A 14,186-nucleotide genomic window follows, 5' to 3' on the forward strand; every position below is an offset into this window, starting at 1 on the left:
TGCGTCGGGCCGCCCGTCGATGGGTCAGACTTGGCCCGTGAGCACCACCGGCTCCCCGGACCCCGCGAGACCGACCTCGGCGGCCTCGCCCTACATCGAGCTCGACCGCGAGAGGTGGAGGGCGCTGGCCCGCACGGCGCCGCTGCCGTTGACCCAGGCCGACGTCGAGAAGCTGCGCGGCCTGGGCGACCCGATCGACCTGCCCGAGGTCGACGTCGTCTACCGCCCTCTGACGGCGCTGCTCGAGGACTACATCGCCGCCACCCGCGAGCGCGCACGTCGCACCGCCGAGTTCCTCGGGCTGGGCCAGGGCGCCGAGCGCGTGTCGACCCCCTTCGTCGTGGCGGTGGCCGGCTCGGTGGCGGTGGGCAAGTCGACGACGGCCCGCCTCATCGCCCACCTCCTGGCCCGCTTCGAGGCCACCCCCTCGGTCGCGCTCGTGACGACCGACGGCTTCCTCCTGCCCAACCGGGTCCTGGAGGAGCGGGGCCTGACCGCCAGGAAGGGGTTCCCCGAGTCCTACGACCGGCGCGCCCTCCTCGACTTCGTGGCAGCGGTCAAGTCGGGGGCCCCTCGTGTCGAGGCCCCGGTGTACTCCCACCGCGTCTACGACGTCGTCCCCGGGGCCTCGGTCGTCGTCGAGCGGCCCGACGTGCTCGTCCTCGAGGGCCTCAACGTCCTTCAGCCCGCTCCGCGGGGACGGCGGGGCGCCTCGGGGTCCCAGGCCCCCTCGGCCCTGGCGGTCAGCGACTTCATCGACTTCTCGATCTACGTCGACGCCGACCCCCTCGACATCCGCCGCTGGTACCTCGACCGGTTCCTCACCCTCAAGCGCACGGCCTTCACCGAACCGGGCTCCTACTTCCAGCGCTTCGCCGCGATCCCTGACGACATCGCCCTGGCCGCGGCCTCCGAGGTGTGGGAGAGCGTCAACCTGACCAACCTGCGGGAGAACATCGCCCCCACGCGAGGCAGGGCCACCCTCGTGCTCGACAAGGGCCCGGACCACCGCATGCGGCGGGTGCTCCTGCGCAAGGCCTGAGCCCGACCCTGAGGCCAGCCTGCGCCCGACGGGGCCGGTACGCGCGTACCAGACGCTCGTGAGGCAGGAACGACCCACCAGGACGACGCGACTTATGGTGGCGGGAGCCGCGTGGGCAGGAGACTGGTACATCCGTTCCACATACCGGACCTCATACCTTCCCGTGGCCCGACTCACTCCTCTAGGGTTCTCCTCATCGTCAGTCCTGCCCCGGACGGACCCCACCCGGTCCGAGCCGACGAGCGCGAAGGAGCATCAGTGCGTCTAGGAGTGCCCTGTGAGGGGCCTGACCAGCCCGTCGTCGCGGCGACGCCGCAGACAGTCGAGAAGATGATCAGGCTCGGATACGAGGTCCTGGTCGAGCGGGGCGCCGGGGAGCGGGCACGCTTCCCCGACTCCGCCTACGAGCGGGCCGGTGCGCGCCTGGTCGGGCCCACCGGCGCCTGGACCTGCGAGGTGGTGCTCAGTGCCTCGGCCCCCGACGAGGAGTCCCTGGGCATGCTCGGGCCGGGCACGACCGTCGTCAGCCGTCTCGACCCCGCCCGCCACCCCGAGCTCATCGAGTCCCTGCGGGCCACCGGGGCTACCGCCCTGGCCCTGGACGCCGTGCCCAGGATCTCCCGCGCCCAGGCCATGGACGTCCTGTCCTCTCAGGCCAACCTGGCGGGCTACCGGGCGGTGATCGAGGCCGCTACCCACTTCGGCCGGCTCCTGGGCGGTCAGGTCACGGCCGCCGGCAAGTTCCCCCCGGCCTCGGTCTACGTCATCGGCGCCGGCGTGGCAGGACTGGCCGCCATCGGGACGGCCACCTCTCTGGGCGCCGTCGTGCGCGGCACGGACGTGCGCCCCGAGGTCGCCGACCAGGTCCGCTCGATGGGCGCGCAGTTCGTCCCGGTGCCCACCGCCCAGGAGACCTCCTCGGACGGCTACGCCACGCAGATGTCCCAGGACCAGGCGGCCCTGGCCGCCCGGCTCTACGCCCAGCAGGCGGCCCAGGCCGACATCGTCATCACGACCGCGGCCATCCCGGGGCGCGCCGCACCGATCCTGCTCGACCGCGAGGCGATCGAGGCGATGGCGCCGGGCTCGGTCATCATCGACATGGCCGCCGCCACAGGCGGCAACACCGAGCTGACCGTGGCCGGGGAGGTCGTCACCACCGAGGGCGGGGTCACCATCGTGGGCCACACGGACCTGGCCGGGCGCCTGCCCTCCCAGGCCTCCCAGCTCTACGGGCAGAACCTCGTCAACCTCCTGACCCTCATGACCCCCGAGAAGGACGGAACCCTCGTGCTCGACCTCGAGGACGAGGTCGTGCGCGCGATCACCGTGTGCCACGAGGGGCAGACGCTCTGGCCGCCCCCGCCGGTCACCGTCTCGGCCGCACCGGCAGCGCAGGGGCCCTCGGCCGAGGAGCTCGCCCGCGCCGAGGCGCAGGAAGCAGCCGCCCGGGCCCGTTCCCGGCGCCTGCGCGCCGTCGGCCTGGCCGCGGCCGCCCTCGTGGGGGCCGCCCTCGTCCTGGTCACCCCGGAGGCGGCCACGAGCCACTACGTCGTGCTCGTCCTGTCGGTCATCCTGGGCTTCCACGTCATCTCGAACGTGACCCCCGCCCTGCACACGCCCCTGATGAGCGTGACGAACGCGATCTCGGGCATCATCCTGCTTGGCGCGATCTCCCAGGTCGGCCACTCCGACCCCCTCATCAGCGCCGCCGCCTTCGTGGCGCTTGTGCTGGCCACCGTCAACGTCTTCGGCGGCTTCGCGGTCACCCACCGCATGCTCGCGATGTTCAGGAAGGACTGAGGCGATGCTCGCCGTCACCGCCGTACTCACCGCCTCCACCGTGTCCGCCGCGCCGCCGGCCGCCCTGCCCGCCCAGGGCGCCGCCGAGGTCGTCCTGGGCACCCTGCCCTCCCCGGTCGTCCTGGCCTACATCCTGGCCGCCGTCCTGTTCATCCTGGCCGCCGCCGGCCTGTCCAAGCACGAGACCGCCGTGTCCGGCAACATCGCCGGGGCCGTCGGCATGGCCGTGGCCGTGGTAGCCGCCATCGGCCTGGCACTCAGCTCGGACCCGGCCCGGGGGGTGCTGCCCACCCTCCTGCTCATCATGCTGGCCCTGGGCATCGGCGCCGTCATCGGCATGGTCCTGGCCGCCCGCGTCGCCATGACGGGGATGCCCCAGCTCATCGCCGTCCTCAACGGGCTCGTGGGTCTGGCCGCCGTCGTCGTGGGATACAACTCCTACGCCGCCCCCGACGCCCTGGCCGAGTCCCTGGGCACCTTCCACCTCGGGGAGGTCTTCCTCGGAGTCTTCGTCGGCGCGGTCACCTTCACCGGTTCGGTCCTGGCCGCCCTCAAGCTCGCCGGCAGGGTGCCCGGGCGCCCCATCGCCCTGCCCGGGCGCAACCTCGTCAACCTCGCGATCCTGCTCGTGTCCCTGGGACTCATGGTCGCCTTCCTCCTGCTCCCGGAGGGCTCACCCGCGGCCTGGGCCTGCCTCGTGGTCATGACCGTCCTCGCCCTGGGCCTGGGCGTGCACCTCGTCGTGGCCATCGGCGGCGGAGACATGCCGGTGGTCGTGTCGATCATGAACTCCTACTCCGGCTGGGCCTCGACCTTCACCGGGTTCATGGTCAACAACGACCTGCTCATCATCACCGGAACCCTGGTGGGCTCCTCCGGCGCCTACCTGTCCTACCTCATGTGCCAGGCCATGAACCGCTCCTTCATGTCGGTGCTCCTCGGGGGCTTCGGCACCGACGGGGGAACGCCGGCCGGGGACGCGGACCAGGAGGGCACGATCGAGCAGACCGACGTGACCTCCGTGGCGCGGATGCTCCAGGCGGCGCGCCGCGTCGTCATCACCCCGGGATACGGCATGGCGGTGGCTCAGGCCCAGTACCCCGTGGCCACCCTCACCGACATGCTGCGCGCCGAGGGCGTCGAGGTCGTCTTCGGCATCCACCCTGTCGCCGGGCGCCTGCCGGGGCACATGAACGTCCTCCTGGCCGAGGCGCGGGTGCCCTACGACATCGTCCTGGAGATGGACGAGGTCAACGACGACCTGGGAGAGGTCGACGTCGTGCTCGTCATCGGCGCCAACGACACGGTCAACCCGGCCGCCGAGCAGCCGGGCTCCCCGATCGCGGGAATGCCTGTCCTGCGGGTGTGGGAGGCGCGAAGCGTCGTGGTCTTCAAGCGCTCGATGGCCACCGGCTACGCCGGCGTCCAGAACCCGCTGTTCTTCAAGGACAACACCCAGATGCTCTTCGGGGACGCCAAGGACAGCGTCGAGGCCATCATCCGCGCCCTGGAATGAGGCGCTCAGCCTGACAGGCGTGAGGGGCGGGCCCCGTACGGGGCCCGCCCCTCACGCCTGTCAGGCACGCTGCGGTTCGCCAGACCTCACACGCTCAGCTCACAGGCTCAGGTTGGTCCGCACGACCTCGGCGAGCTCGCCGGCCACGGCGTCGGTCTCCTCCTGGGTGGCGGCCTCGACCATGACGCGCACGAGCGGCTCGGTACCCGAGGGGCGCAGGAGGACACGGCCGGTCTCGCCCAGCCGCTCCTCGGCCGCGGTCACCGCCTCCTGGACCGCACGGTTCGTCCCCGCCGCGGCCTTGTCGACGCCCTTGACGTTGATGAGCGTCTGCGGCAGGCGCTCGACGATGCTCGCCAGCTCGGCCAGGGAGCGCCCGGTGCGCTTGAGGCGGGCCGCGACCCGCAGGGAGGTGAGCACGCCGTCACCGGTCGTGGCGTGCAGGGTGTCGATGACGTGGCCGGACTGCTCGCCGCCGAGGGTGAAGCCTCCGGCGAGCATCTTCTCGAGCACGTAGCGGTCACCCACTCCGGTCTGGACGGTGCGGATGCCGGCCTTGCGCATCGCCAGGATGAGACCGAGGTTGCTCATGACGGTGACGACGAGCGTGTCCGAGCCCAGCGTCCCGTCCTCCTTCATGCCCACCGCGAGCAGGCCCATGATCTGGTCGCCGTCGACGAGGTTACCCTCGGCGTCCACGGCCAGGCACCGGTCGGCGTCCCCGTCGTAGGCCACACCCATGTCCGCGCCGACCGAGCGCACATAGCTCTGGAGCTGGGCGGGGTGGGTCGAGCCGCAGTCGGCGTTGATGTTGAGGCCGTCGGGAGAGGCGTTGATGACGATGACCTCGGCGCCGGCGGCGCGCAGGGCGGCCGGCCCCACCGTGAAGGCCGCGCCGTTGGAGGCGTCCACGACGATGCGCAGGCCGGTCAGGTCCGTGGCCACCGAGTCGACGAGGTGGTTGATGTAGGTCTGGTCAGCAACCGTCTCGCCCTTGATGACGCGTCCGACTCCCGCACCCGTGGGCAGGTCCTCGACCCGTCCGAGAAGCGCCTCGATCTCGTCCTCCACGGCGTCGTCGAGCTTGAGGCCCCCCCTGGCGAAGAACTTGATGCCGTTGTCCTCGAAGGGGTTGTGAGAGGCGGAGATCATGACACCGAGGTCGATGTCCTGCGTCGCGGTCAGGTGGGCGATCGCCGGGGTCGGCAGGACCCCGACGCGGGTGACGTCGACACCCGAGGAGGCCAGGCCCGAGCTGATGGCGTGATCGAGGAACTCCCCGGAGGCACGGGTGTCACGCCCCACGATCGCCCGGGGCCGCCGGGAGCGTCCAGCCGCAGGGGCGTCGGCGGTGAGCACCCGGGCCGCGGCCTGGCCGAGCTGGACTGCCAGGGCGGGGGTGAGCAGGTCGTTGGCCAGTCCGCGCACACCGTCGGTACCAAAGAGTCGTGCCATGTGTCAGTTCCTCCTGAGTCGAGCGTCCGGCCCATCATCCCACGGCCCGGCCGCCATGCGTGCCACGGGCCCCCCACGAGCAGGACGGCGCCCCGCCGCTTCCGGTACCGGAAGGGGCGGGGCGCCGTTCCTGAGAGCGGCAAGGCGGCCGCGGGCCGACTCAGCGCTTGGAGTACTGCGGCGCGCGACGGGCCTTGTGCAGACCGGCCTTCTTGCGCTCGACGATACGGGCGTCGCGGGTGAGGAACCCGGCCTTCTTGAGGGCCGGCCGGTTGGCCTCACGGTCGATCTCGTTGAGGGCGCGGGCGATGCCCAGACGCAGGGCGCCGGCCTGGCCGGAGATGCCCCCGCCGTGGATACGGGCGATGACGTCGAAACGGCCCTCGAGGTCGAGGATGGTGAAGGGGGCGCGCACGAGCTGCTGGTGCAGCTTGTTGGGGAAGTAGTCCTCCAGGGTGCGGCCGTTGAGCGTCCACTGGCCGGTGCCGGGGACGAGCCGGACGCGGGCGACGGCCTCCTTGCGGCGTCCGAGTCCTGCCCCGGGGGCGGTGATGGACTGGCCGCGGCCCTCGGTGGCGCCGGCGGTCTCGGTGGTGTAGCTGGAGGGGGCGTTGTCCTCGTCCAGCGCGTCGATGTCGACAGTGGTCTCAGCCACGATATGTCCTTTGCTTGTCGCGGGGTGCCGGGCGCTGGCGCGCTTACTGGGCGACCTGGGTGATCTCGTAGGCCTGCGGGTTCTGCGAGGCGTGCGGGTGCTCAGCGCCGGCGTAGACCTTGAGCTTCTTGAGCTGGGCGCGGCCGAGCCTCGTGTGGGGCACCATGCCCTTGACGGCCTTCTCGACGGCGCGCTCGGGCCGGGTGGCCAGCAGCTCCCGGTAGGAGACGGCCGTCAGGCCACCTGGGCGGCCCGAGTGGCGGTAGGCGAACTTGCTGTCCGCCTTGCCGTGGGTCAGGACGACCTTGTCGGCGTTGATGATGATGACGTAGTCGCCGCAGTCGGTGTTCGGGGCGAACTGCGGCTTGTGCTTCCCACGGAGCAGGGTCGCGGCCTGGGCCGCGAGCCGGCCGAGGACGACGTCGGTGGCGTCGATGACGTACCAGGTCTTCTCGACGTCGCCGGGCTTCGGTGTGTACGTGCGCACGGGCGTTGCCTTCGTTTCTCTTGGCGAGCGGCCGCGCCGGTCGAGCGTGAAGAAGCGTCGCTGTCCGGCGAGACCGTCATGGTCAGGTGAGGGGTCGGAGCACCGGCTTACCGGGCGAGTGGGATGGCACCGCGGACGCGCACGCGTGCTGCACGACGATTGCTCACCTTACCGGCGGCCCGTGACAGGGGTCAAAAGAATGACGACGCAGTTTGTCGTGAGTCCTGCCACGCCTCCCGGGATCGGCAGGCGCGCCGCACCCACCCACCGCACGAAGCAGCGCTCCGAGCAGCCCACCCAAGACGCGCAGGCCGGACAGGCTCAGCAACCGCACCCCTGAGCGGTGCGCAGGACGCGGGCGCGAGCCGCCTGCTCGGCGAGCCGCTCGTCACTGGGGTAGTCAACCCCGATGAGGGTGAGCCCGTGGGCCGGGGCGACAGGAGCCGCACGCTGCCGACTGCACGCTGCCAGGAGCTCGGCGGGCCAGGACACGGCCCGAGCCCCCCGTCCGACCTCGAGGCAGGCCCCGACCAGCGAGCGGACCATCGAGTGACAGAAGGCGTCGGCGGCGACATCGAGGACGACCAGGCCTGAGTCTCCCCCTCCCCCCCGCCCCGAGTCTCCCCCTCCCCCCCGCCCCGAGTCTCCCCCTCCCCCCCGCCCCGAGTCTCCCCCTCCCTCCAGCCCTGCGGGCAGTCGCCGCCAGGAGGCCGCGGAGAGGGTGCGCACCGTCGAGGCTCCGTCCCGCGGCCGGCAGTAGGACAGGAAGTCGTGCTCACCCACCAGCCGCCCGACGGCGTCGGCCATCGCCTCGACGTCGAGATCCCGGGCGACCCAGAGCACCTGCCCGCGTCTCCACGGCTCCCGCGGCGAGCCGGCGTCGGCGATCCGATACCTGTACCGACGCCTCAGCGCCCCGAAGCGAGCGTCGAAGTCGACCGGGACCAGCCTCGCCCCGCCGACCACGAGGTCCGAGGAGCCTCGGGGCACCGGACCCAGGCCGGCGGCCTGCCGCGAGCTCACCGCCTCCCGGGCGAGGACACCGGTCAGGCGGGCGACAAGCGCCTCCTGGGGCGAGCGGCCCGAGCGGCCGGTCAGCGCCTCCCAGGCCGCGGCAGGCACGTCGAGATGCGCCACCTGCCCGGCGGCGTGAACCCCCGCGTCGGTACGCCCCGCCACTGTGAGCCGCACCGGATGGCGCAGGACCGCGGTAAGCGCCTCGGTGAGCACCCCCTCGACAGTACGTCGGCCCGGCTGCGCCGCCCAGCCGCTGAAGGCACCACCGTCGTAGGACAGGTCCAGCCGGACACGTACGGACCGGACCGCACCGGGCTCGTTCGAGGTCATGGCCCCATTCGACCACGGACCCCGCCTCCGGGCCCGCCGGCGCGGTAGCGTCGTGCCCGTGACCACCACCTCCACCTTGTCCGTCGACTGCGGCGGCGGCGGCATCAAGGCAGCCGTCCTCAACCCCGAGGGATCCATCATCTCGCGCGCCGTCCGCACGCCGACGCCCTACCCCCTGCCCCCCGACAAGCTCGTGGCGACCATCGCCGCGCTCGCCGAGCAGCTGCCGAGCGCCGACCGGGTGACGGTCGGCATGCCGGGCATGATCCGCCACGGCGTCGTCATCGAGACCCCCCACTACATCACCCGGGACGGGCCGCGATCCCGCGTCCTGCCCGAGCTCAAGGACGCCTGGGCCCGGTTCGACATGGCGAGCACCGTCTCCCAGCACCTGGGAGTCCCCTGCCTCGTGCTCAACGACGCCGAGGTCGCGGGCTGCGGGGTCGTCACCGGCCACGGCTACGAGATGATCGTGACCCTGGGAACCGGCCTGGGCAACGCGGTCTTCGACAACGGCGTGCTCGCCCCCCACGTCGAGGTCTCACAAGGACCGGTGCGCTGGGGACTGACCTACGACGACTACATCGGCGAGCACGAGCGCCTGCGCCTGGGCGACGCGCACTGGTCGCGGCGGGTACGCAGGGTCGTCGACGCCCTGCGCCCCATGTTCGTGTGGGACCGCCTCTACCTGGGCGGCGGCAACTCGAGGAGGATCACCCCGCTGCAGCTGGGCAAGATGGGCGACGACGTCGTCATCGTGCCCAACGAGGCGGGGATGACCGGAGGCGCCCGCTGCTGGGAGATGACCCGGCCCTCACAGGATCCGCGCAGGACCTAAACCTGCCCTCGACGTCTGCTGGGCGCCCGCCTCTCCCGGGCACCTCCCGGCACACACCGGCGGGGCGGCCGGCACCCCAGTGGTGCCGACCGCCCCGCGACGCTCGGAGAAGGGTCAGGCGCGACGCCGGACGATGTACAGCCCCGCACCGCCGGCCGCGGTGAGGACGATCGCGACGAGCGCCACCGTCCCGGCGGCCGAGCCCGTCCGGGCGAGCTGCGGGTTCCTCGTCGTGGTCGTCGTCGTGGTCGTCACGCTCGCCCGGTCAGTCGGCACGTCGGTGGCCGTGCCGGTGGGCACGTCGGTCGCGGTGCCGGTGGGCACGTCGGTGGCCGTGCCGGTGGGCACGTCGGTGGCCGTGCCGGTGGGCACGTCGGTGGCCGTGCCGGTGGGCACGTCGGTGGCCGTGCCGGTGGGCACGTCGGTCATGCTCGGGTTCGCCGAGGTGGTGGCCGAGGCGGAGGGCAGCGGCGTCGTCGCACCCGTCACGTCACCGGACCCCAGGGCGGTGGCCTGGGCCGTCGCGGTGTAGTCGACCCCGTTGACGGTCGCCACGTTCTGCGCGGTGCCCGAGGTCGAGGTCGAGGTGAAGCGCACCCGGCACACGGTGTCGACGGAGTCCACCGTCCAGGTCAGCGCCCCGGTGTTGATGTCGAGCGTCGGCTGGACCGGCCGCGCCTCCGACCAGTCGGTGTCAGTGCACCGCAGGCTGGAGAAGGTCGGCCCGGAGTCGACCACCGTGTACTGGGTCGACCCGCTCACGTTGACGTCCCACCGCCACACGAAGGTGCCGGAGTCGGTCACCTCCTGGAGCCAACCGCTCTTCCGGGTCACCGGCTCGGCCTGCTCGGGAAGCACCCCGTCGCAGGTCGTGTCGCACACGCCGTCGCCGTCGGAGTCGCCCGGGACCACGGTGACGGGGGTGCCCCCCACCGTCATCGTGGTCGAGGTCGCGCCGATAAGGTCGCCGGTGATCTGCGCGCGAGCGGTCAGCGTGCCGTCAAGGCGGTCCCACTGATCGACCTCGGAGTTGAGCGTGCAGGTCAGGGGCGCGTCGGCCGCGGACGCCACGCAGTCGCCGACGGCGACCTCGGGACGGTCCTTGTCGACCAGAGAGAAGCTGAGCCCGGCGGGCCAGCGCAGCCCGTCACCGAGCTCGACGACAAAGGTCTGCCCCGCCTCCGGGTTCGTGGCGTGCCAGCTGGCGGTCAGGTCTATGGTCGCCCACGCCTCAGCCTTGCTTGAGGTCACGGTCACGGTGTCCACCGTGACGCCATCATCGGCGGCTGCCGGGGCGCCAGTCACAGCCGCCCAGCCCAGCGGAAGGGCCAGGAGTCCCGCTGCCAGGGAGGCGAGGGCACGCCGAACGGGGCGGCGGGACGCTGTACGGTCGGGTGTCACGTCTGTCATGGGGACTCCAGGGGTCTCGGGGTCTCAGTTACGGATCCGTAACGCTCCCACCGTAGCGGCCAACAGCGGGACTGGGAACCCCGTCCCCTTCTTCAAGCACACCAACCTGTGTGAAGCCTCCCACGCCTCACAGAAATTCATACGTCTTTTGCGCGACGCGATACTCGCGAAATCCACGCACTCAACCGTGTCCGGGCACGGGCAGGGCCCCTCCCGCATCATGCGGGAGGGGCCCTGCCCGTGCGCCGTCAGGCGCTGGTCGAGCTCACAGGCTCGGAGCGCGGCTCACTTGCCGGTCTTCTGCGCCGCCGCGCCCCCGGCCGGGGCGAAGCCAGCGGCCTCGGCCTCCTCGGCGCTGGCGAACCAGACCTCGGCGACCGTGGCGTCGTACCACCGCGAACCCGGCACGTGGTACTTCATCGAGTCCTCGTTGCCCTTGACCTGGTGGTCCTCGTCGGGCGCCTCGGTCGAGCCCTCCTCGAGGCGGACGGCACCGGCGTACTCGACCGGGGCCTGCGCGGCCTCCTCGGCGGCCTCGTCCGTGGTCTCCTCGGCGGTCTCCTCGACAGCCTCCTCGGCAGTCTCCTCAGAGCCCGCGACCGCCTTCTCAGCGGCCTTGCGCGCCGCGCGCGTGGCCGTGTCGACGGCGTCGGCGACGACCTCCTTGGCGGCCACCGGCTCCAGGACGAGGGAGATGACGGCCATCGGGGCGTTGTCGCCCTTGCGCGGCAGCGTCTTGACGATGCGGGTGTACCCGCCGTCACGCCCCTCGAACTGGGGGGCGAGCTCCTCGAAGAGACGGTAGACGGCGTACTTGTCCGTCACCTTCTTCATGACGGTGCGCCGGGCGTGGAGGTCGCCGCGCTTGCCCTTCGTGATGAGCTTCTCGACGTAGGGGCGCAGGCGACGGGCCCGGGCCTCGGTGGTCGTGATCGACTCGTGGACGATGAGCTGCGTGGCCAGGTTGGCCAGCATGTGCCTCTGGTGCTGGGCGGAGCCGCCGAGGCGGGGACCCTTGGTGGGGCGGGGCATGGTTGTCTCCTAGTGGATTGACGAGCGGGCTCAGGCCTGCGCCTCGTCGCTGAAGGTGGGGTTGGTGTAGTCGTCGTCCGCGACGTAGTCGACCGGGGATCCCTTGAGGGACAGCCCCAGCTCGGCCAGCTTCTCCTTGATCTCGGAGATCGACTTCGCACCGAAGTTGCGGATGTCAAGCAGGTCCGCCTCGCTGCGCGCGACGAGCTCACCGACGGTGTGGATGCCCTCGCGCTTGAGCGCGTTGGAGGACCGCGCCTGCAGGTCGAGCTCGTCGATCATGAGGGCGAGGTCCTGCTGAAGGGCCTGGTCCATCGGCGAGGGACCGACCTCGATGCCCTCGGCCTCGACGTTGAGCTCGCGGGCGAGGCCGAAGAGCTCGACGAGCGTCTTGCCCGCTGAGGCAAGTGCGTCGCGGGGGGTGATCGAGGCCTTCGTCTCGACGTCGACGACCAGGCGGTCGAAGTCCGTGCGCTGCTCGACACGGGTGGCCTCCACGGCGTAGGAGACCTTCTTGACCGGCGAGTAGATCGAGTCCACCGGGATCCGGGAGATCTCCGCGTTGGGGTCCTTGTTCTGGTTGGCCGACACGTAGCCGCGGCCGCGCTCGACCGTCAGCTCGATCTCGAGCTTGCCCTTCTCGTTGAGCGTGGCGATGACCAGCTCGGGGTTGTGGATCTCAACGCCCGCAGGAGGGGTGATGTCGCCGGCGGCGACGACGCCCGGACCTGACTTGCGCAGGTACATGACGACCGGCTCGTCGTTCTCCGAGGACAGGACGATCTCCTTGATGTTGAGGATGATCTGGGTGACGTCCTCCTTGACCCCGGCGATCGTGCGGAACTCGTGGGGCACGCCGTCGATGCGCACGGAGGTCACTGCGGCGCCCGGGATGGACGACAGCAGCGTTCGGCGCAGCGAGTTGCCGAGCGTGTAGCCGAATCCGGGCTCGAGGGGCTCGATGACGAACCGCGAGCGGCGGTCCTCCTCGATGACCTCCTCGGAGAGCGTGGGTCGCTGTGCGATGAGCACTCGGTTTCCTTTCGTCGCGGCGCCCGATATATGACGCCGGTCCTCATGGTGGGGCCGCGCGGAGCAGTGCCGTGGAGTCGCGATGCCACTGCCCGTCCACGCGGCCGGCCCGCCCCGGTGGGACGGACCTGTCGGCCGACGACCGCCCCCGCCTCGTGCGGGAGCGCCGTCGCACCTCATGCCCTCTCAGACGCGACGGCGCTTGGGCGGGCGGCAGCCGTTGTGGGCCTGGGGGGTGACGTCCGTGATCGAGCCGACCTCCAGACCTGCGGCCTGCAGCGAACGGATCGCGGTCTCACGGCCGGAGCCGGGTCCCTTGACGAAGACCTCGACCTTCTTCATCCCGTGCTCCTGAGCGCGGCGCGCGGCGGCCTCAGCCGCGAGCTGGGCGGCGTAGGGGGTCGACTTGCGGGATCCCTTGAAGCCGACCTGGCCCGAGGAGGCCCAGGCGATGACGGCGCCGGTCGGGTCGGTCAGCGACACGATCGTGTTGTTGAAGGTGGACTTGATGTAGGCGTGGCCGTGCGTGACGTTCTTGCGGTCCTTGCGGCGCGGCTTGCGCACGGCGGTGCGGGTCTTGGGAGGCATTCTTCCTTCTTCTCAGATGAGGTCGTCGTTCCACGCGGGCGGCCGTGCCCGCGGTGGACTGCTGCTTACTTGGCCTTCTTCTTACCGGCCACGGTGCGCTTGGGGCCCTTGCGGGTCCGCGCGTTGGTCTTCGTGCGCTGGCCGTGCACCGGCAGGTGGCGGCGGTGGCGCAGGCCCTGGTAGCAGCCGATCTCGATCTTGCGGCGGATGTCGGCCTGGACCTCACGGCGCAGATCGCCCTCGACCTGATAGCTGGAGTCGATGTGGGTGCGGAGCTTGACGAGCTCCTCCTCGGTGAGGTCCTTGACGCGGGTGTCGGGGCTGACCCCGGTGGCCGCGAGGGTCTCCTGCGCACGGGTGCGCCCGATCCCGAAGATGTAGGTGAGCGCGACCTCGACTCGCTTCTCGCGAGGCAGGTCGACGCCGGAAATACGTGCCACGGTGTGGTTCTCCTGTGTGCTCCCGGAGGTCGTCACCCATCCCCTCCGCCGTGTCGTCGGCGGCCCCGGCCTCCAGGAACCGGGGGTTGCGCGCACTGCTGTGAGCGCCGGGTCGGGTGCTTGAGAGGCGACCGTCCGATGCGGCCGCCGGCGCGGGGCCTGTCAGCCCTGGCGCTGCTTGTGCCGCGGGTTCTCGCAGATGACCATGACACGGCCGTGGCGACGAATCACCTTGCAGTTGTCACAGATCTTCTTGACGCTCGGCTTGACCTTCATGATGTTCCTCCGTCATCCCCGCTGCGGGGAGGACTGTCACTTGTACCGATAGACGATGCGACCGCGGGACAGGTCGTAGGGGCTCAGCTCCACGACCACGCGGTCCTCGGGGAGGATGCGGATGTAGTGCTGCCGCATCTTGCCGGAGATGTGCGCGAGCACGACGTGCCCGTTGCTCAGCTCCACCCGGAACATCGCGTTCGGAAGGGCCTCGACGACCGATCCCTCGACCTCGATGACTCCGTCCTTCTTTGCCATGTTCCTC

At 71.2% G+C, this 14,186-nt stretch carries 15 protein-coding genes; 4 read left to right on the top strand and 11 right to left on the bottom strand.

All coding sequences use genetic code 11. The annotated features are described in order from the left end of the window. Nucleotides 1-19: 19 nt before the first annotated feature. The 3 genes from coaA (at nt 20) to EL245_RS05345 (ending at nt 4,361) form a co-directional block, all read left to right on the top strand. Complete coding sequence (gene coaA / locus EL245_RS05335; RefSeq protein ID WP_126382227.1) at nt 20-1,042, top strand: type I pantothenate kinase; 1,023 nt, start codon at nt 20-22, stop codon at nt 1,040-1,042. A 258-nt stretch (nt 1,043-1,300) separates the two neighbouring features. Next, nucleotides 1,301-2,845: a Re/Si-specific NAD(P)(+) transhydrogenase subunit alpha gene (locus EL245_RS05340; RefSeq protein ID WP_126382228.1), complete on the top strand. Its 1,545-nt coding sequence runs from the start codon at nt 1,301-1,303 to the stop codon at nt 2,843-2,845. 4 nt (nt 2,846-2,849) lie between these two features. Beyond that, nucleotides 2,850-4,361 (top strand): NAD(P)(+) transhydrogenase (Re/Si-specific) subunit beta, encoded by a 1,512-nt coding sequence (locus tag EL245_RS05345; RefSeq protein WP_126382229.1) that lies wholly within the window; start codon nt 2,850-2,852, stop codon nt 4,359-4,361. A 99-nt stretch (nt 4,362-4,460) separates the two neighbouring features. Here the strand turns inward: EL245_RS05345 and glmM are convergent, their stop codons facing one another. The 4 genes from glmM to EL245_RS05365 form a co-directional block, all read right to left on the bottom strand. Continuing rightward, nucleotides 4,461-5,816, bottom strand: a complete 1,356-nt coding sequence (gene glmM, locus EL245_RS05350; RefSeq protein ID WP_126382230.1) for a phosphoglucosamine mutase — start codon at nt 5,814-5,816, stop codon at nt 4,461-4,463. A gap of 160 nt (nt 5,817-5,976) precedes the next feature. Next, nucleotides 5,977-6,471, bottom strand: coding sequence for a 30S ribosomal protein S9 (gene rpsI / locus EL245_RS05355; RefSeq protein WP_126382231.1), 495 nt, complete (start codon nt 6,469-6,471; stop codon nt 5,977-5,979). A 43-nt stretch (nt 6,472-6,514) separates the two neighbouring features. Further along, complete coding sequence (gene rplM, locus EL245_RS05360) at nt 6,515-6,958, bottom strand: 50S ribosomal protein L13 (protein WP_126382232.1); 444 nt, start codon at nt 6,956-6,958, stop codon at nt 6,515-6,517. A 321-nt stretch (nt 6,959-7,279) separates the two neighbouring features. Next, nucleotides 7,280-8,305, bottom strand: coding sequence for a tRNA pseudouridine synthase A (locus EL245_RS05365; protein ID WP_126382233.1), 1,026 nt, complete (start codon nt 8,303-8,305; stop codon nt 7,280-7,282). Between the two features lie 58 nt (nt 8,306-8,363). Between EL245_RS05365 and EL245_RS05370 the strand changes: the two genes are divergently transcribed. Next, nucleotides 8,364-9,143 carry an ROK family protein gene (locus tag EL245_RS05370; RefSeq protein ID WP_232009887.1) on the top strand — a complete coding sequence of 260 codons (780 nt, stop codon included), beginning with the start codon at nt 8,364-8,366 and terminating at the stop codon, nt 9,141-9,143. Nucleotides 9,144-9,257: 114 nt separating this feature from the next. On the opposite strand, the gene EL245_RS05375 is transcribed toward EL245_RS05370, so the two are convergent. From EL245_RS05375 to infA, 7 genes are all read right to left on the bottom strand, one after another. Beyond that, nucleotides 9,258-10,553, bottom strand: a complete 1,296-nt coding sequence (locus tag EL245_RS05375; RefSeq protein WP_126382235.1) for a hypothetical protein — start codon at nt 10,551-10,553, stop codon at nt 9,258-9,260. Nucleotides 10,554-10,838: 285 nt separating this feature from the next. Next, nucleotides 10,839-11,585: a 50S ribosomal protein L17, sunset domain variant gene (gene rplQ, locus EL245_RS05380; RefSeq protein ID WP_126382236.1), complete on the bottom strand. Its 747-nt coding sequence runs from the start codon at nt 11,583-11,585 to the stop codon at nt 10,839-10,841. Between the two features lie 30 nt (nt 11,586-11,615). After that, nucleotides 11,616-12,617 carry a DNA-directed RNA polymerase subunit alpha gene (locus EL245_RS05385; RefSeq protein WP_126382237.1) on the bottom strand — a complete coding sequence of 334 codons (1,002 nt, stop codon included), beginning with the start codon at nt 12,615-12,617 and terminating at the stop codon, nt 11,616-11,618. 186 nt (nt 12,618-12,803) lie between these two features. Further along, nucleotides 12,804-13,205, bottom strand: a complete 402-nt coding sequence (gene rpsK / locus EL245_RS05390; RefSeq protein ID WP_126382238.1) for a 30S ribosomal protein S11 — start codon at nt 13,203-13,205, stop codon at nt 12,804-12,806. Between the two features lie 65 nt (nt 13,206-13,270). After that, nucleotides 13,271-13,645 (bottom strand): 30S ribosomal protein S13, encoded by a 375-nt coding sequence (gene rpsM, locus EL245_RS05395; protein ID WP_126382239.1) that lies wholly within the window; start codon nt 13,643-13,645, stop codon nt 13,271-13,273. Between the two features lie 162 nt (nt 13,646-13,807). After that, on the bottom strand, nt 13,808-13,921 hold the full coding sequence (rpmJ, locus tag EL245_RS05400) for a 50S ribosomal protein L36 (protein ID WP_005987264.1): 114 nt from the start codon (nt 13,919-13,921) through the stop codon (nt 13,808-13,810). A gap of 36 nt (nt 13,922-13,957) precedes the next feature. Continuing rightward, nucleotides 13,958-14,179 (bottom strand): translation initiation factor IF-1, encoded by a 222-nt coding sequence (gene infA / locus EL245_RS05405; protein ID WP_003781847.1) that lies wholly within the window; start codon nt 14,177-14,179, stop codon nt 13,958-13,960. Between the last annotated feature and the right edge of the window lie 7 nt (nt 14,180-14,186).

Source organism: Actinomyces howellii (assembly GCF_900637165.1).
GTDB classification, from domain to species: Bacteria; Actinomycetota; Actinomycetes; order Actinomycetales; family Actinomycetaceae; genus Actinomyces; species Actinomyces howellii.